25 protein-coding genes are annotated in these 25,401 nt (G+C 60.8%); 11 read left to right on the top strand and 14 right to left on the bottom strand.

Translation table 11 applies throughout. The features are described 5' to 3' along the window. Positions 1–23 precede the first annotated feature (23 nt). Both ahpC and ahpF read left to right on the top strand, forming a co-directional pair. Positions 24–587: an alkyl hydroperoxide reductase subunit C gene (ahpC, locus tag ACR52_RS24820; RefSeq protein ID WP_048730466.1), complete on the top strand. Its 564-nt coding sequence runs from the start codon at positions 24–26 to the stop codon at positions 585–587. Positions 588–710: 123 nt separating this feature from the next. Next, entirely contained in the window at positions 711–2,276 is a 1,566-nt protein-coding gene (gene ahpF / locus ACR52_RS24825) for an alkyl hydroperoxide reductase subunit F (protein WP_048730467.1), read from the top strand. Positions 2,277–2,353: 77 nt separating this feature from the next. On the opposite strand, the gene gloA is transcribed toward ahpF, so the two are convergent. Continuing rightward, positions 2,354–2,875, bottom strand: a complete 522-nt coding sequence (gene gloA, locus ACR52_RS24830; protein ID WP_048730468.1) for a lactoylglutathione lyase — start codon at positions 2,873–2,875, stop codon at positions 2,354–2,356. A gap of 195 nt (positions 2,876–3,070) precedes the next feature. Here gloA and ACR52_RS24835 point away from each other — a divergent pair, with 195 nt between their 5' ends. Continuing rightward, a complete protein-coding gene (locus ACR52_RS24835; protein ID WP_048730469.1) occupies positions 3,071–3,607 on the top strand; it encodes a DUF4946 domain-containing protein in 537 nt (178 codons plus the stop codon). A 112-nt stretch (positions 3,608–3,719) separates the two neighbouring features. On the opposite strand, the gene ACR52_RS24840 is transcribed toward ACR52_RS24835, so the two are convergent. The 3 genes from ACR52_RS24840 to ACR52_RS24850 form a co-directional block, all read right to left on the bottom strand. Then, positions 3,720–4,085 (bottom strand): histone-like nucleoid-structuring protein, MvaT/MvaU family, encoded by a 366-nt coding sequence (locus tag ACR52_RS24840; RefSeq protein ID WP_048730470.1) that lies wholly within the window; start codon positions 4,083–4,085, stop codon positions 3,720–3,722. 197 nt (positions 4,086–4,282) lie between these two features. Further along, the gene (locus tag ACR52_RS24845) at positions 4,283–5,824 is read right to left on the bottom strand and encodes an EAL domain-containing protein (RefSeq protein ID WP_048730472.1); all 1,542 of its coding nucleotides are present in this window, start codon (positions 5,822–5,824) and stop codon (positions 4,283–4,285) included. A 46-nt stretch (positions 5,825–5,870) separates the two neighbouring features. After that, on the bottom strand, positions 5,871–6,782 hold the full coding sequence (locus ACR52_RS24850; RefSeq protein ID WP_048730475.1) for a LysR family transcriptional regulator: 912 nt from the start codon (positions 6,780–6,782) through the stop codon (positions 5,871–5,873). Positions 6,783–6,859: 77 nt separating this feature from the next. Between ACR52_RS24850 and ACR52_RS24855 the strand changes: the two genes are divergently transcribed. Continuing rightward, positions 6,860–7,774 (top strand): DMT family transporter, encoded by a 915-nt coding sequence (locus tag ACR52_RS24855; RefSeq protein WP_048730477.1) that lies wholly within the window; start codon positions 6,860–6,862, stop codon positions 7,772–7,774. A gap of 252 nt (positions 7,775–8,026) precedes the next feature. After that, complete coding sequence (gene hppD, locus ACR52_RS24860; protein WP_048730480.1) at positions 8,027–9,112, top strand: 4-hydroxyphenylpyruvate dioxygenase; 1,086 nt, start codon at positions 8,027–8,029, stop codon at positions 9,110–9,112. 68 nt (positions 9,113–9,180) lie between these two features. On the opposite strand, the gene rarD is transcribed toward hppD, so the two are convergent. The 3 genes from rarD to ACR52_RS24875 form a co-directional block, all read right to left on the bottom strand. Further along, on the bottom strand, positions 9,181–10,062 hold the full coding sequence (gene rarD, locus ACR52_RS24865; RefSeq protein ID WP_048730482.1) for an EamA family transporter RarD: 882 nt from the start codon (positions 10,060–10,062) through the stop codon (positions 9,181–9,183). Between the two features lie 161 nt (positions 10,063–10,223). After that, complete coding sequence (locus ACR52_RS24870; protein ID WP_048730485.1) at positions 10,224–11,234, bottom strand: aldo/keto reductase; 1,011 nt, start codon at positions 11,232–11,234, stop codon at positions 10,224–10,226. Positions 11,235–11,315: 81 nt separating this feature from the next. Then, a complete protein-coding gene (locus tag ACR52_RS24875; RefSeq protein WP_048730487.1) occupies positions 11,316–12,218 on the bottom strand; it encodes a LysR family transcriptional regulator in 903 nt (300 codons plus the stop codon). 101 nt (positions 12,219–12,319) lie between these two features. Here ACR52_RS24875 and ACR52_RS24880 point away from each other — a divergent pair, with 101 nt between their 5' ends. Beyond that, positions 12,320–13,024, top strand: a complete 705-nt coding sequence (locus ACR52_RS24880; protein ID WP_048730490.1) for an SDR family oxidoreductase — start codon at positions 12,320–12,322, stop codon at positions 13,022–13,024. A 66-nt stretch (positions 13,025–13,090) separates the two neighbouring features. Here the strand turns inward: ACR52_RS24880 and ACR52_RS24885 are convergent, their stop codons facing one another. Further along, positions 13,091–14,401 carry an MFS transporter gene (locus ACR52_RS24885; protein ID WP_048730492.1) on the bottom strand — a complete coding sequence of 437 codons (1,311 nt, stop codon included), beginning with the start codon at positions 14,399–14,401 and terminating at the stop codon, positions 13,091–13,093. Between the two features lie 173 nt (positions 14,402–14,574). Here ACR52_RS24885 and ACR52_RS24890 point away from each other — a divergent pair, with 173 nt between their 5' ends. Together ACR52_RS24890 and ACR52_RS24895 are read left to right on the top strand one after the other, a co-directional pair. Next, complete coding sequence (locus ACR52_RS24890) at positions 14,575–15,681, top strand: sugar diacid recognition domain-containing protein (protein ID WP_048730493.1); 1,107 nt, start codon at positions 14,575–14,577, stop codon at positions 15,679–15,681. A 91-nt stretch (positions 15,682–15,772) separates the two neighbouring features. After that, on the top strand, positions 15,773–16,909 hold the full coding sequence (locus ACR52_RS24895; protein WP_048730495.1) for a glycerate kinase: 1,137 nt from the start codon (positions 15,773–15,775) through the stop codon (positions 16,907–16,909). Here the strand turns inward: ACR52_RS24895 and ACR52_RS24900 are convergent. The 4 genes from ACR52_RS24900 to ACR52_RS24915 all read right to left on the bottom strand — a co-directional run bounded on the left by ACR52_RS24900 (position 16,906) and on the right by ACR52_RS24915 (position 20,908). Then, positions 16,906–18,018, bottom strand: coding sequence for a class II histone deacetylase (locus ACR52_RS24900; protein ID WP_048730498.1), 1,113 nt, complete (start codon positions 18,016–18,018; stop codon positions 16,906–16,908). The genes ACR52_RS24895 and ACR52_RS24900 overlap by 4 nt on opposite strands. Next, positions 18,015–19,166, bottom strand: coding sequence for an MFS transporter (locus ACR52_RS24905; RefSeq protein ID WP_048730500.1), 1,152 nt, complete (start codon positions 19,164–19,166; stop codon positions 18,015–18,017). Before ACR52_RS24905 ends, ACR52_RS24900 begins: the two co-directional genes overlap by 4 nt. A 22-nt stretch (positions 19,167–19,188) precedes the next feature. Next, positions 19,189–20,064: a transporter gene (locus ACR52_RS24910; protein WP_048730502.1), complete on the bottom strand. Its 876-nt coding sequence runs from the start codon at positions 20,062–20,064 to the stop codon at positions 19,189–19,191. A gap of 94 nt (positions 20,065–20,158) precedes the next feature. Next, positions 20,159–20,908, bottom strand: a complete 750-nt coding sequence (locus ACR52_RS24915) for a helix-turn-helix transcriptional regulator (RefSeq protein WP_048730504.1) — start codon at positions 20,906–20,908, stop codon at positions 20,159–20,161. Positions 20,909–21,136: 228 nt separating this feature from the next. On the opposite strand from ACR52_RS24915, the gene ACR52_RS24920 reads away from it, so the two are divergent. After that, a complete protein-coding gene (locus tag ACR52_RS24920) occupies positions 21,137–21,649 on the top strand; it encodes a GNAT family N-acetyltransferase (protein WP_048730507.1) in 513 nt (170 codons plus the stop codon). Here ACR52_RS24920 and ACR52_RS24925 read toward each other — a convergent pair. Beyond that, positions 21,646–22,338 carry an aspartate/glutamate racemase family protein gene (locus ACR52_RS24925; RefSeq protein WP_048730509.1) on the bottom strand — a complete coding sequence of 231 codons (693 nt, stop codon included), beginning with the start codon at positions 22,336–22,338 and terminating at the stop codon, positions 21,646–21,648. The genes ACR52_RS24920 and ACR52_RS24925 overlap by 4 nt on opposite strands. A gap of 359 nt (positions 22,339–22,697) precedes the next feature. Between ACR52_RS24925 and ACR52_RS24930 the strand changes: the two genes are divergently transcribed. Both ACR52_RS24930 and ACR52_RS24935 read left to right on the top strand, forming a co-directional pair. Then, a complete protein-coding gene (locus ACR52_RS24930) occupies positions 22,698–23,192 on the top strand; it encodes a hypothetical protein (protein WP_048730511.1) in 495 nt (164 codons plus the stop codon). Between the two features lie 80 nt (positions 23,193–23,272). After that, positions 23,273–23,941 carry a DUF3313 domain-containing protein gene (locus ACR52_RS24935; protein WP_048730512.1) on the top strand — a complete coding sequence of 223 codons (669 nt, stop codon included), beginning with the start codon at positions 23,273–23,275 and terminating at the stop codon, positions 23,939–23,941. Between the two features lie 17 nt (positions 23,942–23,958). On the opposite strand, the gene ACR52_RS24940 is transcribed toward ACR52_RS24935, so the two are convergent. After that, entirely contained in the window at positions 23,959–25,359 is a 1,401-nt protein-coding gene (locus tag ACR52_RS24940; protein ID WP_048730513.1) for a DUF1254 domain-containing protein, read from the bottom strand. Between the last annotated feature and the right edge of the window lie 42 nt (positions 25,360–25,401).

Below are 25,401 nucleotides of genomic sequence, written 5' to 3' on the forward strand. Positions count from 1 at the left end.
TAACCCCTGACGGAGAGTCAACGATGCCTATCATCAACAGCCAAGTAAAACCGTTCAAAGCGACCGCGTTCAAAAACGGCGCGTTCGTAGATGTGACCGACGCTGATCTGAAGGGCAAATGGTCCGTAGTATTTTTCTACCCTGCTGACTTCACCTTCGTTTGCCCAACCGAACTGGAAGACCTGGCTGACAACTACGCCGAATTCCAGAAACTGGGCGTCGAAATCTACAGCGTTTCCACCGACACCCACTTTGCCCATGCCGCCTGGCACAACACTTCGCCAGCCATCGGCAAAATCCAGTACACCATGATCGGCGACCCAACCCTGACCATCTCCCGCAACTTCGACGTACTGATCGAAGAAGCTGGCCTGGCAGACCGCGGTACTTTCGTGATCAACCCGGAAGGTCAGATCAAGATCGTTGAACTGAACGACGGCGGTGTTGGCCGTGACGCTTCCGAGTTGCTGCGCAAGATCAAGGCCGCTCAGTACGTAGCTGCCCACCCAGGTGAAGTGTGCCCAGCCAAGTGGAAAGAAGGCGAGGCTACTCTGGCTCCGTCCCTGGACCTGGTCGGCAAGATCTAAGTCTGTGAAGTACCAAGGGCGGGTTACCGCACTTAAGTAAGCTGCAACCGCCCTCAAAAAACGCCCGGGCGAGATTCGCTCGGGCGTTTTTTTATACCCGGAATTTAATAGGAAATCGCCCGTATGTTGGACGCCAATCTTAAAGCTCAGTTGAAGTCATACCTGGAACGGGTCACCCAGCCGATCGAGATCGTCGCCTCCCTCGACGACGGCGCGAAATCCCAGGAAATGCTTGCCCTTTTGCAGGACGTAACCAGCCTCACCACGCTGATTACTCTGAAAACCGATGGCGATGATGCGCGCAAGCCATCGTTCTCCATCAACCGCCCGGGTGCCGATATCAGCCTGCGTTTCGCCGGCATCCCCATGGGCCATGAATTTACTTCGCTGGTGCTGGCCCTGCTGCAAGTCGGTGGCCACCCGTCGAAGGCGAGTGTCGAAGTGATTGAACAGATCCGCGCCCTGAAAGGCGAGTTCAGCTTCGAGACTTACTTCTCGCTGTCCTGCCAGAACTGCCCGGACGTGGTCCAGGCGCTGAACCTGATGGCAGTGCTCAACCCGAACGTCCGTCACGTCGCCATCGACGGCGCACTGTTCCAGGCCGAAGTCGATGAACGCCAGATCATGGCGGTACCAAGCGTCTACCTCAACGGTGTGAACTTCGGCCAGGGCCGTATGGGCCTGGAAGAAATCCTTGCCAAGCTCGACACCAGCGGCATCGAGAAAGCCGCCGAGAAAATCAGCGCCAAAGATGCGTTTGACGTGCTCGTGGTCGGCGGCGGCCCGGCCGGTTCTGCGGCAGCCATCTACGCTGCGCGTAAAGGCATTCGTACCGGTGTCGCGGCTGAACGCTTCGGCGGCCAGGTGCTGGACACCATGTCGATCGAGAACTTTATCTCGGTGCAGGAAACCGAAGGGCCGAAATTGGCCAGTGCGCTTGAAGCCCACGTGCGTCAGTACGATGTGGACATCATGAATCTGCAGCGCGCCAGCAGCCTGGTACCGGCGAAAAAAGCCGGTGAGTTGCACGAAATTCGCTTCGAAAGCGGTGCGACCCTCAAGTCCAAGACCGTGATCCTGGCCACTGGCGCCCGCTGGCGTGAAATGGGTGTACCGGGTGAGCAGCAATACAAGGCCAAGGGCGTGTGTTTCTGCCCGCACTGCGACGGCCCGCTGTTCAAGGGCAAACGCGTGGCGGTGATCGGCGGCGGTAACTCCGGCGTTGAAGCAGCCATCGACCTGGCAGGTATCGTCAGCCACGTTACGTTGCTCGAGTTCGACAGCAAGCTGCGCGCCGATGCGGTGTTGCAGCGCAAGTTGTACAGCCTGCCGAACGTTGACGTGATCACCAGCGCACTGACCAGTGAAGTCAAAGGCGACGGTCAGAAAGTCACCGGCCTTGCGTACAAGGATCGCGACAGCGGCGAGTTCAAGACCATCGACCTCGAAGGCATCTTTGTGCAGATCGGTCTGCTGCCGAACACCGACTGGCTCAAAGGCACCGTGGAACTGACGCCCCGTGGCGAGATCATTGTCGATGCGCGTGGCGAGACTTCACTGCCAGGTGTATTCGCTGCCGGTGACGTGACGACTGTGCCGTACAAGCAGATCGTGATCGCGGTGGGCGAGGGCGCCAAGGCTTCCCTGAGTGCTTTTGATCACCTGATCCGCACATCCGCTCCTGCATAAACCAGGGACCGGAAATGAAAAAGCCCCATGAGTGATCATGGGGCTTTCTCGTTCCCACGCTCGGCGTGGGAATGCTGTTACATCGGCGCAGGCTGAATGATTTCAACCCAGTACGCGTCCGGGTCCTTGATGAACGCCAGGCTTTTCATGCGGCCATCGGTCAGGCGCTTCTGGAAGTCACAACCCAGTGCTTCGAAACGTTCGCAAGCGACGACGATATCCGGCACCGAGATGCAGATATGGCCAAAGCCACGCGGGTCGGTGTTGCCGTTGTGGTAGGCGAAGTCGGCGTCGTTTTCGGTGCCGTGGTTGTGGGTCAGTTCGAGGATGCCCGGAATCGACTTCATCCACTGGGTGCGCTCGGCGGTGTCAGCCGGGATCTGGGCCTTGTCCACCAGGGCCAGGAAATACAGGCTGAATTCAGCTTCCGGGAAGTCGCGCTTTTCAACCAGGGAGAAACCGAGGATGCGGGTGTAGAAATCCAGCGACTTGGTGATGTCCTTGACCCGCAGCATGGTGTGGTTGAACACGAAGTTCGAGGTGGCGGTGTCAGGTTGGGCGGTGACGCCCGGGAATGTGTTCAGATCGTGCAGGCTCATGGGCCCTCCAGAGAAAATCGGGCAAATGCGGCGTGAGGATAGGCGAGCTGTCCCTTGGCTGCGGCAAGCATCCATGCAGGTGGGCCATGATACGCAACGCCTCTACGCCGCGCCAAATGAAAAAGGTCACGCAGGCCTTGCGACTCGCCGGGGCCGGGGCTCAAACTTTGTCGCTTGAACCTAGGGGCGTTTGTAATGATCGAATTTCGTAAGCCGCTGTTGAGCGCTTTGTGTGTGTTGTTGGGCAGCCCCTTGGTACTGGCGGCCGACCCGGAAATTCATTGGCCCAGTGGCTGGCAGGTAGAGGAAGTCGCACCCGACGATCAGGCCCCCGCATCCTCTGCGCCCGTGTCACGCCAACGCGCAATCAAGAACGATGAAAATGGCACGACCTTGATGGTCATGGAGTTAACCGGTACGCCGATTGAGGCCGGGCATACAGTTAATCTTCAAGGCGTGTTGCTGGAAATGCGCAAATCCATCCAGAAGGAGTTTGCCCAGGGCGGTTATCAAAGCGTGTGCACCAAGATGCACCCGACGACATTGAGCCGTCTTGAAGCACTGGAAACTACTTGTGTGATTACCGAGAACGGGCGACACGTGCTATCACAAACATTGGTGGGCGCTGTTGATTCCGATAAAGCGTATGTTTTTTCATACGCGGGCCAGGCCGAAGCCTACGAAGCCGGCAAGGATGAAGTCAGTTCGGTGCGCAACAGTTTGAAACTTTGACGATGTGACAACCATCGAATTTGAACAAAGTGAAATGTTATTTAAGTTCGTATTCGAACGCCTGAATAAAAAGAGCCCCGCATCTGCGGGGCTCTTTGTTAGTGCAGTCCGATCAGCCGCGAAGCCAGGAATCTACAGTGGCGGCGCCGTACTGTTCTTTCCAGGCTTTCAGGCCGCGGTGGTTGCCGCCTTTGGTCTCGATCAGCTCGCCGGTGTGCGGGTTATGGTAAACCTTGACCACACGTGCGCGGCGCTGTTTGGGTGCGGCAGGGGCCGTAACACCGGCCTTGCTCAGGTTAGGGTCAAGGATAGAGATGATGTCGCGCAGGCCTTTGCCGTAGCTTTTCATCAGTGCTTGAAGCTTTTCTTCGAATTCGATTTCTTTCTTCAGGCCGGCGTCGTTCTTCAGGGATTCCAGCTGGGCAAGCTGCTCTTGAAGGGCTTTTTCTGCTGCGCGAAATTCGGCGAGTCTGGACAAAATCTGTACTCCAATAGTGTATTTGGCTGATATCAACTGCAGACAAAGCTATAAGCCAAGAGCTTTAAGGCGACTCAAGAAAGAAGCCTTCCTGCGAGTTCTGCACAGGTAGGAAAAATTGTAGTAGTTAATCCGTCGTGAGTAAATCATGTCTTTTGTCTGAATAACATAATTTCATCGTACTAGTGGATGGCTAATCAATGGCTGGCCAGGGATTTAATGAATTCATCGCAGGGCAATGGCCGTCCAAACAGGTAACCCTGCAGGAAGTCCACACCTTGTTCGGCGAGGTATTCACATTGCTCGGCTGTTTCCACGCCTTCTGCAACGATGCCCAAGTCGAGCTTGCCGGACAGTTCTATGATGCTGTCGAGAATATGCCGGGAGAGTGCATCTGCACCGATCATGGCGACAAAACTTTGATCAATCTTCAAGTAATCGACATTGAAGTTGCGCAAGTAACCCAGGCTTGAGTGGCCGGTACCAAAGTCGTCGATGGCAATCATCACGCCCAGCGCATGCAGCGCGTCGAACAGGCGGCGGGTGATGTCGGTGGGTACGATCAACTCGCGCTCGGTCAGCTCCAGTACCAATGTCACCTGGCCTGGCACGAAGGCAGCCAGAAATTCCCGGCAGTCCTCCACCAGGTCCAGGTCCAGGCAATGACGGGCGGTGATATTCACGCCGATATGGAAGCCAGGGCTGAAGCGATCGGCATGCGGCGCCAGTTGTGCTGCCGTCTGGCGGAGCAGGGCGCGGGTCATCGGTACAATCAGGCCGCAGTCTTCGGCCAGCGGAATGAACAGGTCCGGGCGAACCAGGCCCTCTTTAGGGTGCTGCCAGCGCATCAGCACCTCACAGCCCGCCCACTCGCGGGTGTTGCCGCGCACCACGGGCTGGAAATACGGAATGAACTCATTGGCGCCCAACGCACGCCGCAGCTCATGGGTGGGGGCTGAAGCGCGCTTTTGCAGCCAGTGCGCGAGCAGGCCCGCCAGCACGCCAAAGAACACCACCAGGCTGAACATCGCCGGATAGCGCGCCTGCATGTAGCGCCAGACTTCACCTGTCGGCATGCCTGCGTTGACGCTGTATTGATAACGCTGGGAGGCCAAGTGCTGATGGGCCACCGCGAACGTCGGCACCGCCGTGGCCTGCACCTTGCCGTCGGCGTCCAGCCAGTTTGGCCCCACTTGCAGAACCACGTGCGCGTAGCGACTGATCAGGCGCAAGGCGTTGGTCAGGTGGTAGCCATCAATCGAGGCAAAGGCGCCCTGGTCGCCTTCGACCAAGCGGTAAACCAGCAGCGCGGTATCCGGCGTCACCGGGTTGCCATTCATCAGCCACAGGCGCCCATCAACGTAGTCCTCCGGGTTGACCGGCGACTGGTAGTTGCTGCCGAACAGCGAGCTGCAGTAGATGTTTTTCTGCCAGGACAAGGTAGTGGCGCGCACAAATGGCCGGCGCGTGACCTGCTCACGGAGCGCCAATTGCGCAGCGTTGTCGCACGGTTGACCGGCCAGCGGCAGCAATGCCTGGGCGGCGAGGGCGGTGTTATCGAGCATCAGGTCAAACTGGCGCACGGCTTCTTGGGCAGTCTGGGCGGTGCTTTGCTCAAGGGTGCGCTCTGCTTGCAGGTGCAGAATAACTACGCCCAAGACAATCGGCAGCAACCCCGACAGTGCACTGATCGAGTAACGGGTAAGCGGCTTTCTAGGGCCTTTGACAGTCAGGGGCATGAGCTCGGCGGCCTGTTACGGAGTGGGGAATGCACCGGGAGGCCGGTCAGGGATGTTTCGATAATAGATGGCTGGATTGAAATGTGCTCGCCATTCCTGGCTCCTGGGCCATTTCGATAAACGCCTGGGTAGCAGGTGACGACTGGCGGCGATCCAGCACGGCCAGGCCAATCTGGCGCGGCACACGGGGCGACAGCGGCCGTACTAAGTAGTGCGGGTTGCCTGCCTGCGGTAACGACGCCTCTGCCACGATGCTCAACCCATCGCCCCGGCCTACCGCTTCCAATGTGCTCAGCAGTTGCGCGCACCGATAACGTACCTTCGGGCGCAACTGGGCCGCGCTGAACAGGCGGGCAACCAGCTCTGAAGAGCCTGCTTCAGTGAGAATAAAGGCGTCGTCACACAGATCTTGCAGGGCCACTGCATCTCGTTCGGACAGCGGATGACCTACGGGGAGCAGTACCACCATCTGGTCCTCAAACAACGCGAAAGTATCAAAGCGCTCTTGGGGCAACACCACAAAACCGACATCGATGCGCCGCTCATCCAGCCACTCGAGCACTTGTCGATCCGGCCCTTCGTCCACATGCACTTCAATTCCGGGATGCTCTGCGCGAAAGCGACTGAGGATCTTGGGCAGCAGGTGATTCGACGCGGTTGGCCCGAACGAACCGATGCGCAAGGTGCCACGCTTCATGCCCCGGGCATCGGCGGCTTCCTGTTGCAGGGTATTGGCGAGACCGAGCATGGCACGGCCGCGTCCGAGTAATTGTTGGCCGATATCGCTCAGTTCCACCAACGTCTGGTGGCGTCGGAACAGCTCCACGCCCAGCTCCTGCTCAAGGGCCTTGATGGCATGCGACACCGCCGATTGGCTGATGCCCAGGCGGTGCGCAGCGCTGGTGAAACCTTGCAGTTCGGCCACCAGCGAGAAGATTTCCAATTGCGTGAGGGTCATGAGCGATAACTCATTTTACGATGATTGATCATTAGCTGAAGAATACGCGAATTCTCCCGCACCTTGAGCACATCACCATGAACGCCGCGTCGGATCGACTGACTTATCTCAAACTTGCCGCCGTCACCATGATCTGGGGCGGGACCTTTGTGGCCGGTCGCTACGTGGCCGATCACATCAACCCGCTGCTCGCTGCGAGCCTGCGGTTTATCCTGGCGAGCCTGGCGCTGCTGTTGTTCATGGCGTTCTCGCGCACTCGCCTGGCATGCCCGAGCCCTCGGCAACTGGCGCAGTTGGCGCTGCTGGGGTTCTTTGGCATCTTTTTCTACAACCTGTGCTTCTTCTATGGATTGCAGTACATCAATGCGTCGCGGGCGTCGTTGATCGTCGCGCTGAACCCGGCGGTGATTGGTTTGGCGTCCTGGCTGTTGTTCAAGGAACGCCTGGGCCGGACCCGATTAATCGGTATCGCGCTGTGCCTGGCCGGCGCGGCAGCGGTGATCGTCAGTCGCAACCCGCAGTTGTTGCAGGGCGCAGTCAATGCCTGGATCGGCGATTTGCTGATCCTCGGCTGCGTGGCGGGGTGGGGTGTTTATTCGCTGTTTTCCCGTGGGCTCAACCAAAGCCTCGGCCCGTTGCAAACCGTCACCTGGTCGGTGTTGTTGGGCACGCTGATGCTGACCCTCACAACGCTGGTCACCGGCAGCTTCACCGTTGACGCGCTTGGCGGCCTGCACCTGCCCCAGTTGTTGAGCCTTTTATACCTCGGTGTGCTGGGTTCGGCCCTGGCGTACATCGGCTATTACGACGGTATCCGGCGCATCGGCGCGACGCGTTCGGGGGTATTTATCGCCCTCAATCCACTGACAGCGGTGATTTGCGGCGCACTGCTGTTGGGCGAGCAATTGACCTTGCCAATGCTGTTGGGCGGCGCCGTGATCCTGCTGGGTATCTACCTGTGCAACAAACCCCTTGCACCCGCCCGGGCATAGGGTTTTGATAAGAGTACGGACAAATACATTTACGCTGTGTAGAATCGATTTACGCATACAAGAATACGGACTTGCGCTCACGCAAGCCTCGGCCGTCAGAGACTGATGACACCATGAAGCTACTCGGCTCCCCCCTCATCTTTGGTGACTTCCTCGCCCGCAGTGTGCGAGGCCTCTCCTGTGCGCCACCTTCCGACCTCATCCTTGCTCGCAATTAACAAATTGTTATTACAAGAATGATGAGGTGCCACCATGGCAGATCTACAGCAACCACTCGAAAACCCAATGGGCCTGATGGGCTTTGAATTCATCGAATTCGCCTCGCCGACTCCGGGCACCCTGGAGCCGATCTTCGAGATCATGGGCTTTTCCAAAGTCGCGTCGCACCGCTCCAAGAACGTGCACCTGTATCGCCAGGGCGAGATCAACCTGATCCTCAACAACCAGCCCAACAGCATCGCGTCCTACTTTGCGGCGGAGCATGGGCCGTCTGTGTGCGGCATGGCGTTTCGCGTCAAGGACTCGCAACAGGCCTACAACCGCGCTCTGGAACTGGGCGCCCAGCCGATCCATATCGAAACCGGGCCGATGGAATTGAACCTGCCGGCCATCAAGGGCATTGGCGGTGCGCCGTTGTACCTGATCGACCGCTTCGGCGAAGGCAGCTCGATCTATGACATCGACTTCGTCTACCTCGAAGGCGTGGAGCGCAACCCACAAGGCGCCGGCCTCAAGGTCATCGACCACCTGACCCACAACGTGTATCGCGGGCGCATGGCCTACTGGGCCAATTTCTACGAGAAGCTGTTCAACTTCCGTGAAGCGCGCTACTTCGATATCAAGGGCGAATACACCGGCCTGACCTCCAAGGCGATGAGCGCTCCGGACGGCATGATCCGCATCCCACTGAACGAAGAGTCGTCCAAGGGCGCCGGGCAGATCGAAGAGTTCCTCATGCAGTTCAACGGCGAGGGCATCCAGCATGTGGCGTTCCTCACCGACGACCTGGTCAAGACCTGGGACGCGCTGAAAGGCATCGGCATGCGCTTCATGACCGCGCCGCCGGAAACCTACTATGAAATGCTCGAAGGCCGCCTGCCGAACCACGGCGAGCCGGTGGACCAACTGCAGGCACGCGGGATTCTGCTGGACGGCTCGTCGATTGAAGGTGACAGACGCCTGCTGCTGCAAATCTTCTCGGAAACCCTGATGGGCCCGGTATTCTTCGAGTTCATCCAGCGCAAGGGCGACGATGGGTTTGGTGAGGGCAACTTCAAGGCACTGTTCGAGTCGATCGAGCGTGACCAAGTGCGTCGTGGTGTATTGACCGCCGACTGAACCTGGCTAACGTAAAAGAACACGCCCGGTCGAGGCAACCCTCGGCCGGGCGTTTTTTTGCCTGAAAATCAGGCCTTGCGCTGGCGCACCAAGTGCTTGAATCCTTCATACACCAGCACCATCACCGCCAGCCAGATCGGAATGTAGGTCAGCCATTGTCCTGCCTTGATCCCTTCACCCAACAGCAGCGCCACGCCGAGCAGCAAAACCGGCTCCACATAACTGAGCAGTCCGAACAGGCTGAATGCCAGCAAGCGGCTCGCAATGATGTAGCTCACCAGGGCCGACGCGCTGATCAGGCCAAGCATGGGAATCAGCGCGTACAACTTCGGGTAGGCATCCAGCACCGCAAAACCCTGTTCGCCGCTTTGCACGAACCACCAGGCCACCGGCAGCATCAACGCCATGTCCAGCCACAGCCCGCCCAGGTTGTCGGTGGCCAGGTACTTGCGCACCACGAAATACACCGGGTAACCGATGATCACCACCAGCGTGGCCCAGGAAAAACCACCGGCCTGATACAGCTCGTTGAGTACGCCGAGGGCGGCAAAAAACACCGCGATCTGTTGCAGGCGCGACAGCTGATCGCCGTACACCAGGCGACCGGTCAGCACCATGGTCAGTGGCAGCAGGAAATAGCCCACCGACACATCCATGCTGCGCCCGTTCAGCGGCGCCCACATAAACAGCCACAACTGAACCCCGAGCAACGCCGAAGACACCAGCACGCCGCCGATCAGCCGCGGCTTCGCGGCCAGCATCCGGACCAACTCCCACACCCGCCGCCATTCGCCGCTGACGATCATGAACACCGTCATGCACGGCACGGTCAGCAACATGCGCCAGCCGAAAATCTCCAGGCCGCTCAATGGCGTGAGCAGCGAGGTGAAGTAATACATCACGGCAAACAACACCGAGGCCAATACCGATAACACAACACCTTTAGACACGCTGTCCTCGCGAAAACCGATTCATACAAAAGAGAGGGGAGTTTAAGGAGGGGATTATGGATCTTTTGGTGTAAGACGTTTGCGCTGTTTTGGGGCGTTTTGTGGGATTTTTTCTCACTGCCCTCATCGGGAGGGCAGTGGTCGACAGGTTTCAGGATGGTTTACGAGCGTGCGATTCGCCCGGACACGAAGTGGCCCACGTCATTGAACCCAGGTGTCGACGAGTGCCCCTGCGTCACCAACGAATCGATGAACGCTTCATCTTCTGGCGTGATCTTCACGTCCAGCGCGCCGGTGTAGGCATCCCACTGCGCCTCGGTACGCGGCCCGACAATCGCCGAGCTCACGGCCGAGTTGTTCAGTACCCAGGCAATCGCAAATTCGACAATCCCCACGCCACGGCCCTGGGTGTATTGCTGAATCTGCTGGGCGATGCGCAGCGACTCCACGCGCCATTCGGTTTCCAGGATGCGCTTGTCCTGGCGCGCCGCCCGGCTGCCGGCTTCGGGCGTTACATCGGGTGCATATTTACCGCTGAGGACGCCACGAGCCAGTGGGCTATAAGGCACTACCCCCAGGCCATACGCAGCGGCTGCGGTGATCTGCTCGACCTCGGCCTGGCGGTTGACGATGTTGTACAGCGGCTGGCTGATGATCGGCTTGTCCACACCCAGGCGCTCGGCCACGCGAATCACCTCGGCAATGCGCCAGCCTCGGTAGTTGGACAGGCCCCAATGGCGGATCTTGCCCTGGCGAATCAGGTCGCCGATCGCCGACACGGTGACTTCCAGCGGCGTGTCGTGGTCCTCGCGGTGCAGGTAATAGATGTCCAGGTAGTCGGTGTCGAGCCGTGTCAGGCTGGCTTCCAGTGCATTGAAAATCCGCTTGCGGCTCAAACCGCTGCGGTTGGGCACGCCGTCCACGGGGCCAATGCCGACTTTCGATGCAACTACCCAATCCTGACGATGCCGAGCGATCGCCTCACCGACGATTTCCTCGGAGCGCCCGCCGGTGTAGACGTCGGCAGTGTCGATAAAATTGATGCCCTGGTCCCAGGCCTTGTCGATGATGCGCAGTGAGTCTTCAGTGTGGGTCTGCTCGCCAAACATCATGGTGCCCAGGGTCAAGGCGCTGACTTTCAACCCGGACTTGCCCAGCGTACGGTAAATCATGCAAAGCTCCTCAAAACGCCAAAACGTGCCCTATGCAATACCAGACTCGCAGGCTCTGGAACAAGCCCCGCGCGCGTTTCTTCATTCGCTCAGCAAGGCCTGGCAACGCGCCTGTAAAAATCGGTGCAGCACCTTCACCCGTTCCGACACCTGCAGGCGGTGGGGGCACATCAGGTTGAACGGGGTAGGTTCGCCCTGCCAGTCGGGCAGCAACTGCACGAGGCGCCCGGCCTTGATATCGCGGGCGATGTCCAGGTTGGCTTTATAGGCGATGCCATGACCGGCCAACGCCCAGCGCCGCACGATTTCACCGTCATCACTCAGGTAATCGCCGCTTACCTCGACTTCCTGCAGCAGCGTGCCTTGGCGAAAGTACCAAGTGCTGTTCGCACGGCCCTGGCGCATGTAGCGCAGCGCGGTGTGTTGCGCCAGGTCTGCCGGCGTTTGCGGTGTGCCATGGCGCGCGAGGTAGTCGGGGCTGGCACAAGGGATGCGCTGGTGATCGGGCACCACCGGCAGCGCCACCAGGCTGGAGTCGCGCGGCACGCCAAAGCGCAGGGCGATGTCGACGGTGTCGCGGAACAGGTCGGCGTTGCTGTCGTTGAGCATCAATTGCAGGCGGATGTTCGGGTGTTCGAGCTTGAATTCATCCAGCCAGCCCAGCACCACATTGCGCCCGAAGTCCGACGGCGCGGCCAGTTGCAGCAAGCCGGTCAAGCCCTGGCTTTGCTGCTTGAGCGCCTGCTCACCTTCGGCCAATGCCGCCAGCGCCACGCGCACGCTGTCGAGGTAGCGTCGGCCTTCCTCGGTCAGGCGCATGCTGCGGGTGGAGCGTGCCAGCAGGCGAATACCCAGGCGGGTTTCCAGGCGCTTGAGCGCGATGCTTGCAGCCGCCGGGCTTAATCCCAGGCCGCGTGCCGCCGCAGACAGGCTGCCCGAGTCAGCCGTGCGCACAAAGACTTCCAGGTCGAGGATCGAGCTCATTTGTAAAAATCCTTTATAGATCCTGTCGTTTTACCGGGATTTTTCGCCGATTGCCAAGCTGGGAAGATAAGCGCTCACTTTCTCACCCAGGATATTTCCCCATGAGCTCCACCCTTAACGGCAAAACAGTCATCGTGATCGGCGGCAGCAGCGGGATCGGTGCGGCGGTGGCCAAGGCGGCCACAGCGCGTGGCGCACAGGTGGTGCTCGCCGGGCGGCGCTTGGCCGCAAGCGTTGAGAACGGTGTACGTAGCGAGCCGGTGGACGTCACCGATGCCGCTTCCCTGCAACGCCTGTTCGAAACCGTGGGGCGCTTTGACCATCTGGTCTACACCTCTGGCCCGTCGGTGCGCGCCAAGCCCCTGATTGAGACTGACCTGAGCGAAGCCCAAGACAACTTCAACGTGAAACTCTGGGGCTCGCTACGGGCGATTCAGTTGGCACTGCCATTTCTGGATGAGCGCGGCAGCATCTGTCTGACCTCCGGCCAACTCGGTCGCAAACTGGCGGCCGGGCAGTTCATCAAGACCGGCATCAATGCCGCCACCGAAGCATTGGGCAAGCAATTGGCCAAGGAGTTGGCGCCACGTCGCGTCAATGTGATCAGCCCCGGCGTGATTGATACACCGGCGTACGCGGGGTTGGGCGAAGAACAGCGCCTGGCAATGTTCGCCAAGGCGGGCGGCGCGTTGCCAGTGGGGCGCGTCGGGCAGGACGAGGAAGTAGCGGCGGGGTATGTGTTGGCCATGGAGAATGGCTTTGTGACCGGCGCCGTGATTGATATCGACGGCGGCGGCTTGCTCTAAAACACTGAACCCAATGTGGGAGGGAGCAAGTCGAATCGTCGCACCGCTCCTCCCACATGGACCGCGTTATACCTTGAGGGTACGCGTCATCCGCAACGCCAACACACTGCCGGCGACAATCACCGCCGCCAGCAGGTACAGCGCGATATCGGTGGACCCGGTGGTGTCTTTCACAAAGCCGACGATGTACGGGCTGAGGAAGCCGGCCATCTGGCCCATGGAGTTGATCAACGCCAGGCCACCCGCTGCCGCGCCAGCACTGAGCATGGCCGTCGGCACCGGCCAGAACATCGGCAGGCCGGTGAGGGCGCCCATGGTGGCGATGGTCAGGCCGAGAATGGCGATGGCCGGGGTCGTGGCGAAATTCACCGCGATCACCAGGCCGATGGCGCCCATCAACATCGGCACCACCAAATGCCAGCGACGTTCCTTGCGCAAGTCAGCCGAGCGGCCCACCAGCAGCATGAACACAGCCGCCAGCAGGTACGGGATCGCGCTGAGCCAGCCAATCATCAGGTTGTCGCTGAACCCCAGGCTCTTGATGATCGACGGCAACCAGAAGTTGATCGCGTACACGCCGCTCTGGATGCAGAAGTAGATCAAGCCAAACGCCCAGATCGCCGGGTTCTTGAACACGGCGGCGAGGGAATCGGTAGTGGTTTTCGGTTTGTTTGCAAGGTCTGTGGCCTGGTCGGCTTCCAGCACCGCGCGCTCGTGGGGCTTGAGCCACTTGGCATTGGCGAAGCTGTCACTGAGCAGGAAGTAGGCGAGGGCGCCCAGAATCACGGTCGGAATGCCTTGCAGCAGGAACATCCACTGCCAGCCGGCGAGCCCCCCTTGGCCAGCGGCGAAGTGGTTAAGGATCCAGCCGGAAAACGGACTGCCGAGCAGGCCGGACACAGGAATCGCCGACATGAACAGCGCCATGATCCGCCCACGGCGGAACGTCGGGAACCACTGCGAGAGGTACAGCACCACGCCGGGGAAGAAGCCGGCTTCGGCGGCACCGGTAAACAGACGCAGGGTGTAGAAATGCGTCGGCGTGGTGACAAACAGCAGGCAGGTCGACAGCGTGCCCCACACGATCATCATCAACGCAATCCAGCGCCGTGGACCAAACTTGGTCAGCGCAAGGTTGCTCGGCACGCCGCACAGCACATAGCCGATGAAGAAAATCCCGGCACCCAGGCCGTACACGGTTTCGCTGAATTTCAGGGCATCGAGCATCTGCAGCTTGGCAAAGCCAACGTTTACCCGGTCAAGGTAGTTGAACAGATAGCAGATGAAAATGAAGGGGATCAGGCGCAGGGTAATGCGCTTGTAGATGGCGTTTTTATCGTCATCGGTGGCCAGTGTGGCAGCGGCGCTCTGTGACATGGCGTTCTCTCTTTATTATGATTTTTTGCGATGCGAAGGTAACGTGGATCGCCCAACGAGTCTCGGCCACCTGGCAGGCTGCTGTCTTTGTGCCCGCGCACAGTGAAGTACGCTTTGCGCTGTGCTGATGAACAACCGTCGCTTTCAAGGACTTCTTTCAAGGAGATGGCCCCATGTTCGAGCTGGATCATGACCTGGCGCAGGATATCGTCGATCGCACCATGGCGATCCTGCCCTATAACGTCAACGTCATGGACAGCCAGGGCTTGATCCTCGGCAGCGGCGAGCCCGAGCGCATCAACACCCGCCACGAAGGCGCGCAACTGGTCTTGGCCAATGGCCGTGTGGTGGAAATCGACGGGCAAACCGCCAAACACCTGAAGGGTGTGCAGCCGGGCATCAACCTGCCGTTGATGCACGATCAGCGCCTGATCGGCGTACTGGGCATCACCGGCGAGCCCGAAGGCCTGCGCACGTACGCCGAACTCGTGCGCATGACCGCTGAAATGCTGGTCAGCCACCGTCACCAGCAAGTCGAGCAACAATGGCGGCGCCAGCGTTGCGACGACCTGCTCGCCTTGCTGCTGGCCGACAGCGGCGACTCACCGCGCCTGGTGGACGAAGCGCAGCAACTGGGCCTCAAGCCGCAGTTGTCGCGCACGCCGTACCTGTTTGAACTGGGCGTGGGGCAATCGGCCGAGGCGTTGAGTGCCTGGCTGACGTCCCGCTACCCGGACAGTTGGTGCGTCAGCTCCGCGCAGTTTTCCCTGCTGTGGTGCCGGCCCGCCGCCGTGCAGGTGGACAATCCACGGCTGCTGGAAAAACTCGAAGGCCTCGGTTGGACGGTCCTGCGGGTGGCCGTAGGCGGGCAGGCCGATGGGCTCGCGGGCTTACGCCGTTGCTACCGTCGAGTCGGTGACTTGCTGGCCTACGGTCGCGATGTGCTGCCTCAGTCGCGCCTGCTGACCCTCAACCGCTACCGCCTGCCGGTCATGCTCTGGCGCCATCGCAATGACGATGCCCTGGACGAATTGCTCAACCCGTTGCGCAAGGTATTGGCCAAAGACAGCAACGGCCAGTTGCAGGCGACCCTGCGCAGTTGGTGCGAGCACGACGGGCAAAGCCAGGCGTGTGCCGACGCCCTGGGCATCCACCGCAACAGCCTGCGTTACCGCATGGAGCGCATTGCCGAACTCAGCGGTGTCGACCCGCTGACCCTGGATGGCATGCTCGCGCTGTACCTCGGCGTGCAGTTATTGCCCCAGCCTTTGTCGGAATGAACAACAAACCTCACCCGAACTTGTGCATCGGACCGGCGTCATTGCCGGTGCCAACTGGCAGCATGGGCGTTATAAAAACCGGAGAAAGCCCATGAAAATCATCATCGCCCCCGACTCGTTCAAGGACAGCCTGAGTGCCGAAGGTGTCGCCCTGGCCATTGCCGAAGGGCTGGCGCAGGTCTGGCAGAGTGCACAGTTGGTTCAGTGCCCGATGGCGGATGGTGGTGAAGGCACGGTCGACGCAGTGCTCGCCGCCTGCCATGGCGAGTTGCGTCGGCAAACGGTACGCGGGCCGCTGGGCGTTGCGGTTGAAGCGCGTTGGGGCTGGTTGGCGGACAGCCACACCGCGATCATCGAGATGGCCGAGGCCAGCGGTTTGCAATTGGTCCCGCCAGCACAGCGCGATGCCTGCACCAGCAGTACCTACGGCACCGGTGAACTGATCCGAGCGGCCCTGGATATCGGCGCGCAACGCATCATCCTGGCGATTGGCGGCAGTGCTACCAACGATGGCGGTGCGGGGGCGATGCAGGCACTTGGGGTGCAACTGTTCGACGCTGAGGATCAAGCCCTGGCACCCGGCGGCCTGGCCTTGGCGCGACTGACGCGCATCAGCCTGGAACAGCTCGACCCACGCCTGGCCCAGGTACGTTTTGAAATCGCCGCCGATGTGAACAACCCGTTGTGCGGCCCCCACGGCGCCTCAGCGATTTTCGGCCCGCAAAAAGGCGCCAATCCACAGCAGGTGCAGCAACTCGACGCCGCCCTCGGCCACTTTGCCGACCATTGCGCCAAGGTGTTGCCCAAGGACGTACGCGATGAACCCGGCAGCGGCGCCGCCGGTGGCCTGGGCTTTGCCGCCAAGGCGTTCCTCGGCGCGCAGTTCCGCGCCGGTGTGGAAGTGGTGGCCGAACTGGTCGGCCTGGACGAAGCCGTGCGCGGCGCCGACCTTGTGATCACCGGCGAAGGCCGCTTCGACGCCCAGACCCTGCGCGGCAAAACCCCGTTCGGCGTGGCGCGCATTGCCCAGCAACACAAGGTTCCTGTGATCGTCATCGCCGGGACGTTGGGTGAAGGCTACGAGCAGATGTATGCCCACGGCGTAGACGCTGCATTTGCTTTGCCGTCCGGGCCGATGAGCCTGGAGCAAGCGTGCAGTGAAGCGCCGCGCCTGCTGCGTGAACGCGCCTCGGATATCGCGCGGGTATGGCGATTGGCAGCACGCTAATCGGTAGAACCCTGCGCCAACCGCTCGATCCACTGCGTCTGAAACGCCAGCAGCGCCGCCTTGGGCTGCTGCAACCGCAAGAACTCCAGCATCGGGTCGTCCACCGCCGTGCGTACTCCGCTCAACTCCTCGACGGTCGCCAGCCCGCAGAACGGCACATAGGCTTCGCTGTAGCCGCCTTCATGCACCAGCACCAGGCGGCCCTGGCACAGCCGGTCGGCGGCCTGGCGTACGACGCGGGTCATCAGGCGGAACGACTCGCTGTGCAGCAGCATGCGTGCGAGCGGGTCGACGGCGTTGGCGTCATAACCGCAGGCGACGATGATCAGCTCCGGCTGGAAACGCTCGAGTGCGGGCACCACGACGCGCGTCATGGCATGCAGGTAAGCGGCGTGACCGCTGCCCGGTGGCAAGGGGAGATTGATGTTCGCCCCGATGCCCGCGCCGTAGCCACGGTCCTGCTCGCCGCTGTAACCCGGCGGGTAGCAACCGTCCTGATGCAGCGAGACCGTCAGCACATCACCCCGCGCCTCGAAAATCGATTGCGTGCCGTTGCCGTGGTGTACATCCCAATCAATCACCGCGACCTTGCCCAGCCCGTTGCGCGCTTTGGCGGCTTCAATGGCGATGGCGATATTGGCCAGGAAACAGAAGCCCATGGCGCTGTCCGCCAGGCAGTGGTGCCCCGGCGGGCGCGACAGCGAGTAGGCGTTGTCCACCTCGCCGCAGAGCACTGCTTCCACAGCGGCCATCGTTAGCCCGGCGGAGAGCCGCGCGATCTCGTAGCTGCCAGGGCCGATAGGCGCCTCGGGGCCCAACTGGCCACCGCCGGCATCACTCAGGGCCTTGAACCGTTGCAGGTATTCGCTGCCGTGGACCCGCAGTAAGTCGTCTTCACTGGCGGGGTTTGCGCTGCGCATGAGCAAGTGGCGGCTCAATCCGGACACGTCCAACAGGCTTTTCAGGCGCCGCTTGGTCTCCGGCGACTCGGCATGCCCGACGCCGGCTGGCGGCTGCACCCATCCGCCGACAGGCAAGGTCAACGCATGGGCACCGGCGCTGTGCCAGAGGCTCAACTCATCAAAGAAAAACGCAGTGGTTCGGTTCATACAGGCTCCAGTTCAGCGGGAAGTGGGGGGCGGCTACCGAGGATCATTACCAGGGACACCAGGGTGATCACGGCGCCGCCAATCAACAGCGCGGTAAACCCGCCGCTGGCTTCGATCAGCCGGCCAGCGATGGCGGGGCCGATGGCCAGGCCGCCGCCGATCACCAGGTTGGAGGCGTTCATCAGCTTGCCGCTGTGATCGAGGTCGGCCAGGCAGGCGAGAATCAGCGGCAGGACGAAGGTCCAGGTGAACTTGAACAGCAGCGCCGCCAGGGCGAAACGCAGCAGCGCGGGCTGGCCGAGCAACAGCAGCACCGCTGCCGCCATCAGCGCATAACCCATCAGCAACAGCACTGCACGCGGCAGGCGCGCGCCGATCAGCGAGACGCTCGCCGCACCGGCGATGCCCATCACTGTCGCGATCGCCAGCACCTCGCCGCTTTGCTGGGGGGAAATCCCGGCACTGGTGGCGAGGGCGCCGATAAAGGTCCAAACGCCGCCAAGGCTGATGTAGAAGGCCAGGATTGCGCCTATCCCCAGCGCGGCTCTCCAGCGCGAACCGGGCGCAGAAAGGATATTGGTTGCCTCTGGTGCCGGACTGCCGCTGGGGAAGCCACGGACGAGGGGCAGCAATACCGTCATCAGCCCCGCGAGGATCAGGTAGCAGGCATTCAACCCATAGCGTTCGAATAACCCCGGCAGCACTGCAAGGCCAACCGCGCCGACCACCAGTTGCCCCATCACCCACAGCCCGTAGACTCGGCTGGGGTTGGCGGTGGTGGCGGCACTGGCCAGGCAAATGATCATCAATGAGCCGCCCGCCAGCGCACTCACGAAGCGCGCGAGCAGCAAATCGGTATAAGTCTCGGCGCCTGTCGACAACAGGTTGGCGACGATAAACAGCACCCCAGCGACCAACGCCGCCAGCCGCCAGTTCACGCGTTTGAGCCACCATAACGCGGGCAGTGTCGCCAGGCTCATTGCACCCAGCTCAACGGAAAACAGGTCACCGATGTGCGACGGGCTCAGTTGCCATTGGCTGGCCAACTGCGCCGCGACGGCGGGGGCGGTCATCAGGATGGTCGGGGTGATCGCGGCAAACAGCACGATGGCCGCGAGCATTTCCCAGGGTCGGGTTTGAGTGTTCATGGTCAATCTCCGGGGCAGGGGTTCAGAACACGTGGACCAGACGCAACAACGCGTCCGTCCCGGCATAGCCGTTGGACGCCGCAACGTTTTGCGAAAGGCTGAACATCAGTTGGTTCTGTTGATCGAGCCAGTGCCCGACTTCGAAACCGACCTGGGTATAGCGTTTGCGGGTGTCGTCGATCCGCTGGCGGTTGATGCGCAATGCACCGCCTTCGGCTTGTATCAGGCGCAATGCGCCGTAGGTGGCGGGAGTGAAGTCGTAGGAGGCGAAGGCTTGCAGGCGATACAGCGGGTCTTGTTTGAGTTCGCTGGCGAAGTAGTCATCGTTCTTGCCGTAGAGTTGGGCTTCCAGGTTGGCTTCCAACACCCATTTTTCGCCGATGCCCTGGGTGTAGTTGTAGACAAAGGTCGCGCCCCAGCGGTTGGCGCCGGGGGATACGTCCGGGTTGTTACGGTGGTATTCGCCGACCGGCACGGTGATCAGGCTCAGCAAGCCGCTGTAGGTGCGCGACGCGGGATCGTTGATGAAAAACAGCGTGCCGCCCACCTGCGGATCACCCAGCCCGCTTTCGCCGGTGCGCTGGCTGGCACCCGGCAAACGCGCGTTGATGTCGGCGAAGGGCACGATGAACTGCGGCGTGCACAAAGTCCCGCAGGCATCGGTGAAGTACACCTGGCGGTAGGCCACGGCGTTGACCTTCAGCTGGGCCTTGCCAGTGCTGTCGGCCGGGCCGTGGAACTCCCCGGCACGCGTGGTGGGCAGGTAGAACACGCCCAGTTGGGTGCCCGGCGGCGCACTGAAAAAGTCCCGTGCGTTGAGGTCGGCGGCCTGGCTGTCGAGGCACAGCAGGGTGCCGGCCAGCAGTAAGGTCAGGTCACGCAAGGTTGTGTGGGTCATGGCAAGGCGTCTCGTGTGAGGTGTATTTAATGGGCAAACGCTGCCCGTGACCGTCAAGACGGCCGAGTACAATCAGCGGGAACAGGGGTGTGGGTCAGTCGGGCGGGGCGTGCATCAAGTGCGCGATGTGTGCCTTGTCCTTGACCCCGAGCTTGCTGTAGATGGCGCGAATGTGATGGCGCACGGTGTTGGGCGCCAGGCCAAGGTCGCGGGCGACCTCCTTGTAGGTCTTGCCCTCGCCAAACCCCTGGGCCACGTCGTTTTCCCGAGGGCTGAGCAAGGGCAGGGCGCGGTTGACGCGAGCGACCACCAGGGTGCGGGTCTGATTGGCCGAGACCGCCGCCACCAGGTGCAGCATCAGGTGGTTGAGCAGCAGGCAATCCTGCTCGGTGAACCTCGGCGCACCCGGTTTGCGGTACAAGGTCAGGTGATCGCTGAGGCAGGTGTGCGGGTCGATATGGATCACGCACAACAACTCGCTGATGCCGTGCTGCTCGCCCAGCCAGTTCAAACCAGCACCACTGGCGGGTTTGCGCATATCGATGATCACGGCCTGGCCGGGCACCGCATGCACGCGCCCGAAGGTCACGTCCAGATGGCGGATTGACTGCCAGTGCGTCAAATACCCTGGCGGCAAGTGGTGCAGGTAGCTGCTGTGCTCTTCCGGCAAGCCTTCGATCACCGCCGCGCGGCCCCACCAGGCGCTGTCGAAAGGCAGCAACTGGCTGATGCGGGTCAGGGCATGCCGGTGAAAGTGTTCGATGTCCTGCTGGGCCAGTCGATGCAAGTCCAGGATCAGGGTACTGAAGGCCTGTAACAGGCCCAGGGGTTCAATACGGCTCATGGGCGTTCCTCTGTGGGACTTTTTTATTGTTCTCGTCACAGGGTTGAAGGCCGAAACGTGGGATGGACGTGGCAGGGCCTGGGCCAAGTATCAGCGCGGCCGGGTGATATCGCCATCCTGCAGATGCATGATGTAGCCCATTGATTCGTAGGAAAGTTCCGGACTCGTCAGACGGACGACTTTCACCCTACACTGAGCGGCCACTTGTCTTTCAAAGGATGAAACACAATGCACCCGCCTGAACCGCATATCGTGATCCAGCGTTTTACCGAAGCCCACCTTGAAGGTGTCGCCGCGCTCTATAACGACCCGGCCGTGTGCCGGCAGGTGCTGCAGATGCCTTTCCAATCGGTAGAGGCCTGGCGCAACAAGCTGGTGCAGGACAACGAGCGCCGGCTGCAACTGGTGGCGGTGCATGGGGGTGAGGTGATCGGCCAGCTTGGCCTGGAACAGTATCTGCGCGTACGTCAAAGCCATGTGGGCTCGTTTGGCATGGGCGTGGCCCCGGCCTGGCAAGGCAAGGGCGTGGGTTCGCGTTTGTTGACGGCCGCGCTGGACGTGGCCGACAACTGGATGAACCTGCACCGTGTGGAACTCAGGGTGTACGCCGACAACGAAGCCGCCCACCACCTGTACCGCAAATTCGGCTTCGAGGTTGAAGGCCGGTTGCGCGACTACGCCCTGCGTGACGGTGTATTTGTCGACACCCTGAGCATGGCGCGTCTGCGCAAGTCGGCTTAGTCCTGCAAGGCAAACGCCACCGCAGCCTGCGCATGCAGCTCGGTGGTGTCCAGCAGCGGCAGGTCGCTGTGTTCCGGCTTAATCAGCAGGCCGATTTCCGTGCAACCGAGGATGATCGCCTGGGCGCCGCGTGCGGCGAGGGATTCGATCACCCGCTGGTAGACCTGACGCGATGTGTCGCTGATCACGCCGACACACAACTCCTCATAGATTATCCGGTGCACGGCCTGGCGCTCGTCCGCCTCGGGCACCAGCACGGTCAGGCCCTGGGCGGCCAGGCGGGATTTGAGAAAGTCCTGTTCCATGGTGAACGCGGTGCCCAGCAGGCCGACTGTCAGCGTATTGGCCGCAACAGCCGCCGCGCCAGCGGCATCGGCGATATGCAGGAACGGAATCAACACCGCCGCTTCAATACGCGGTGCTACCAGGTGCATCGTGTTGGTACACAGCACCAAGCACTCGGCCCCACCGGCCTGCAAGCGGCGCGCGGCGTCTTCCAGGATCAGCGCCGCGTCGTCCCAACGCCCGGCATGCTGGGCCTGCTCCACCGGGCCGAAGTCCACGCTGTACATCAACAATTGCGCCGAGCGCAGCGGGCCGAGTTGGTCGCGCACGCGCTGGTTGATGATGCGGTAGTACTCGGCGCTGGATTCCCAGCTCATGCCGCCGATAAGGCCGATGGTGCGCATGCGATGCTCCTGGCAAGGGGAATGGCTTTACCTTACGCACTGACCGTTGATAAGTCATACGCAGTTGCCCGCGAAATGACCGGAGCAGTTATCAGGCGATCCGCGCATCAAGCTGTGCAACATTCAAATCCGTCACCCCACCGTGCGCCAGGTGTTGTGACCATCAGCAGCATGCCTGTGAGGAAGAACACGCCACCGACACACAACGGTTCCAAGTGGCGGACAGAGTAGGAAGCTGTGGCAAAACAAAACAGACTCAGAAAAACCGAATGACTACTGATCAGTTTTTAGCCGTACGTTGAATCGCTGCATCTGCCATGATCGGGCTTCGCAACATGGCTCACCCAAGGGAATCTGCAATGGACGATGTACAGCAACTGGGCGAGATGCTTCGTCATTACGCCGACAGCGAAGCGCATAAAAAACAGCAATTCGACGTGCAGTCGGCGCGCTGGGCGCAAAAGCTCGGTGAGCTGTTCCAGCAGATCGACCAGTGGCTGGAGCCGGTCAAGACCGCGGGCTTGCTGGAAGTCCATCGTGAAGCCTATGTCGCGAGCGGCCCGAGCCTGCCGGTGGAGACCTCAACCTTCAAGACTGAAAAGCTCACCGTCCACATTGCGGGCAAACCTGTGGATTTCGTACCGGATGTCATGGGTGCAGGCGGCTCGATCTCCGTCTCGGTGATGGGCCTGACCGCCGCCCGCCATGGCAGCGTATCGTTGGTACTGCCGGCTGAGAAAAACGACTGGCTCTGGAAGAAAACCAATGGCCTGAAAGACCCGGACACCTTCGCCTTCGACGCCAACTTCCTCGCGGCGCAATTACAGAGCCTGATCCCCCGCGAACGCGGCTAACACTTGATCAGCGCTTTTTTGCCAGGATTGTCTATACCTACAGCTCAACGTTCTGATGATGATTGCCAAGGAGTTCAAACATGAAACTTGGGCTAATGATCAGCTCGCTTTGCATCGCCTCGATCGGGATGGTGGGCTGTGCCAGCAAAGTCACACAACCGGATGAGTATTCGGGTTTCCTTTCCGACTACAGCCGCCTCAAGGAAGCCAGGTCGCCTTCGGGTGCCGAGGTGATGCGCTGGGTCGACCCTCAGCTGGACCTCAGCCGGTACAACGCGGTGTACGTCGAGCCGACCCAGTTCTATCCCAAACCTGCGGCCACGGCGAAAATCCCCGAGAGCACGTTGCGTGGCATCAACGACTACTTCAACCAGGCGCTCAAGCGCGAGCTGGGGAAGTCGTTACCCCTGGCTCAGGCGCCAGGCCAAGGTGTGTTGGTGGTACGCGCGGCAATCACGGCTGTGAGCAGCAAGACTCAAGGGTTGAAACCCTATGAGTTTGTGCCCGTCGCATTGGTTGCAGCAGCGGTCAGTACCGGCACCGGCATCCGCGACCAGGACACCACCCTGGGCACCGAGGCGCAATTTCTAGACGGCACCAGCGGGCGCGTAGTCGCTCAGGTGGTGCGAAAGGGCACCGGCAAGCCGCTGAAAAACGACTCCCAGGTCATGACGCCCAATGATGTGAAAAGCGTAATCGATGGGTGGGCGTCAGACCTGCATCAGTCGTACTTGAAGCTGAAAAAGTAACGAGCACCTGATGGCGCTTACTTGAGCGGCGTCAACGGTGGCAGTTTCCATTGCCCATTACCCACCTCAGGCTTGGGCAGGTAAATCCGCAGTACGGCGTAAAACGGACCGGGCGGGGCTGGTAACCAGTTGTTTTGTTCAGCTTTCGCAGGCTCGTGGTGCTGCAATGCCAGCGTGAGGCCCCCATCGGCGTCGCGCTTGAGGGTCGAGAGCATCCGCGAATTGATCAGGTAGCGTTTCTGGTGGTTGGGCACCAGCAGCTTGGTCTTGCCGTCGTACATGGTCAGCGACCAGAACGCGTCGGCCGGTGGCAACTGGTCCTTGGCGAAGTGCACGGTGTAGCTGTGGCGCGCACCGTTGGCGGGCTTGCCCTCGCTGTCGACGAAGTAGTCGAGGTAGGCGGCTTCATCGGTAGAGTTGCCGAAAATCCGCATGTCGGCGCCTGCGTAGCGGTACAGGTAGTTGTTGTTGAGGTGATCACGGCTGCCGAACAGGTCACCGCTGGACACCTGGTGAGTGTCGACCTTGTCTTTTTTGAACGCGGCAAACTCGGCCCGAGCGTCGGAGATACCTTCCTCCAGGGCCTTGCGCTGTTCGGCGCTCAATTGGCCGAGCTTGAAGGGTGCGCCTGGCGCAATACCGATCTTGGCAAGACGTGCCAGCAGGTCTTTCTCGCTGTCCTGCGGCGCGGCAAAAGCCAGCATGAAGTTCAGGTAGCGAAACAGCTGCGGGCCTTCAGTCATGGCCGCCATGGGCTTGGGCCATTCGACTTTCGGCGCCTTGGCCGGGGCGGCTTGCTTCACGTAGCTGCTCAGCGACTGCACCTTGTAGCCGTTCTGGATCTGCTTGACCTTGTTCAGGTCCTTCTCATCAAACAACTGCGTGCGGTACAGCGCATAGGCGATATTGCTTTCGCTGTAGATCACGCGGTCTACGTCGACCGGCTGCTGACCCTTCCAGTCAGGGCCGGCGATCATGTAGTGGCCGCCATTGTTGCCGGTGCTGCGCGTGCCCAGGTAGGCGACGTTCTGCGTGTAGAGGTCGATCAACTGCACCGAGTAGTAACGGTTGTCTTCGATCTTGGGCAGGGTCAGCACCAACGGCTCTCTGCGCAAATCCATCCAAACAAAGGAATACGGCGTGTCCAAGTTCGGGCTCACGAACGCGGTGTCTTTTGGGGTGAACACTTGGGCGGTATTGCCGATACGGTTGAACGGTGCCTTGAAGTTGGCACCGCCTTTATCAACGGCCTGGGTGTAGAGCGTCTTGTACATCTCCACGACCGGGTAGCCATACAAATAGGCTTCCTTGGCGATGGCCCGCGCTTCGCTCGGCGTTGCCGTGAAATCGGCCAAGGCGCCGGTACTCATGAGTATCGCGAGGCTCGCCGACAGCAGGCGCGTCGATTTTCCAATCATGTTGTTGCGTCCTTCCAGAGTTCTTTTGACTGACGAGGGAGT

The sequence above is a fragment of the Pseudomonas fildesensis genome (genome assembly GCF_001050345.1).
GTDB classification, from domain to species: Bacteria; Pseudomonadota; Gammaproteobacteria; order Pseudomonadales; family Pseudomonadaceae; genus Aquipseudomonas; species Aquipseudomonas fildesensis.

Excerpts from the sequence above, each read along its gene's own strand:
- ahpC (WP_048730466.1), top strand. The coding sequence starts at position 24 with ATGCCTATCATCAACAGCCAAGTAAAACCGTTCAAAGCGACCGCGTTC.
- ahpF (WP_048730467.1), top strand. The coding sequence starts at position 711 with ATGTTGGACGCCAATCTTAAAGCTCAGTTGAAGTCATACCTGGAACGG.
- gloA (WP_048730468.1), bottom strand. The coding sequence starts at position 2,875 with ATGAGCCTGCACGATCTGAACACATTCCCGGGCGTCACCGCCCAACCT.
- ACR52_RS24835 (WP_048730469.1), top strand. The coding sequence starts at position 3,071 with ATGATCGAATTTCGTAAGCCGCTGTTGAGCGCTTTGTGTGTGTTGTTG.
- ACR52_RS24845 (WP_048730472.1), bottom strand. The coding sequence starts at position 5,824 with ATGCCCCTGACTGTCAAAGGCCCTAGAAAGCCGCTTACCCGTTACTCG.
- ACR52_RS24850 (WP_048730475.1), bottom strand. The coding sequence starts at position 6,782 with ATGACCCTCACGCAATTGGAAATCTTCTCGCTGGTGGCCGAACTGCAA.
- ACR52_RS24855 (WP_048730477.1), top strand. The coding sequence starts at position 6,860 with ATGAACGCCGCGTCGGATCGACTGACTTATCTCAAACTTGCCGCCGTC.
- hppD (WP_048730480.1), top strand. The coding sequence starts at position 8,027 with ATGGCAGATCTACAGCAACCACTCGAAAACCCAATGGGCCTGATGGGC.
- ACR52_RS24870 (WP_048730485.1), bottom strand. The coding sequence starts at position 11,234 with ATGATTTACCGTACGCTGGGCAAGTCCGGGTTGAAAGTCAGCGCCTTG.
- ACR52_RS24875 (WP_048730487.1), bottom strand. The coding sequence starts at position 12,218 with ATGAGCTCGATCCTCGACCTGGAAGTCTTTGTGCGCACGGCTGACTCG.
- ACR52_RS24880 (WP_048730490.1), top strand. The coding sequence starts at position 12,320 with ATGAGCTCCACCCTTAACGGCAAAACAGTCATCGTGATCGGCGGCAGC.
- ACR52_RS24885 (WP_048730492.1), bottom strand. The coding sequence starts at position 14,401 with ATGTCACAGAGCGCCGCTGCCACACTGGCCACCGATGACGATAAAAAC.
- ACR52_RS24890 (WP_048730493.1), top strand. The coding sequence starts at position 14,575 with ATGTTCGAGCTGGATCATGACCTGGCGCAGGATATCGTCGATCGCACC.
- ACR52_RS24895 (WP_048730495.1), top strand. The coding sequence starts at position 15,773 with ATGAAAATCATCATCGCCCCCGACTCGTTCAAGGACAGCCTGAGTGCC.
- ACR52_RS24900 (WP_048730498.1), bottom strand. The coding sequence starts at position 18,018 with ATGAACCGAACCACTGCGTTTTTCTTTGATGAGTTGAGCCTCTGGCAC.
- ACR52_RS24905 (WP_048730500.1), bottom strand. The coding sequence starts at position 19,166 with ATGAACACTCAAACCCGACCCTGGGAAATGCTCGCGGCCATCGTGCTG.
- ACR52_RS24910 (WP_048730502.1), bottom strand. The coding sequence starts at position 20,064 with ATGACCCACACAACCTTGCGTGACCTGACCTTACTGCTGGCCGGCACC.
- ACR52_RS24915 (WP_048730504.1), bottom strand. The coding sequence starts at position 20,908 with ATGAGCCGTATTGAACCCCTGGGCCTGTTACAGGCCTTCAGTACCCTG.
- ACR52_RS24920 (WP_048730507.1), top strand. The coding sequence starts at position 21,137 with ATGCACCCGCCTGAACCGCATATCGTGATCCAGCGTTTTACCGAAGCC.
- ACR52_RS24925 (WP_048730509.1), bottom strand. The coding sequence starts at position 22,338 with ATGCGCACCATCGGCCTTATCGGCGGCATGAGCTGGGAATCCAGCGCC.
- ACR52_RS24930 (WP_048730511.1), top strand. The coding sequence starts at position 22,698 with ATGGACGATGTACAGCAACTGGGCGAGATGCTTCGTCATTACGCCGAC.
- ACR52_RS24935 (WP_048730512.1), top strand. The coding sequence starts at position 23,273 with ATGAAACTTGGGCTAATGATCAGCTCGCTTTGCATCGCCTCGATCGGG.
- ACR52_RS24940 (WP_048730513.1), bottom strand. The coding sequence starts at position 25,359 with ATGATTGGAAAATCGACGCGCCTGCTGTCGGCGAGCCTCGCGATACTC.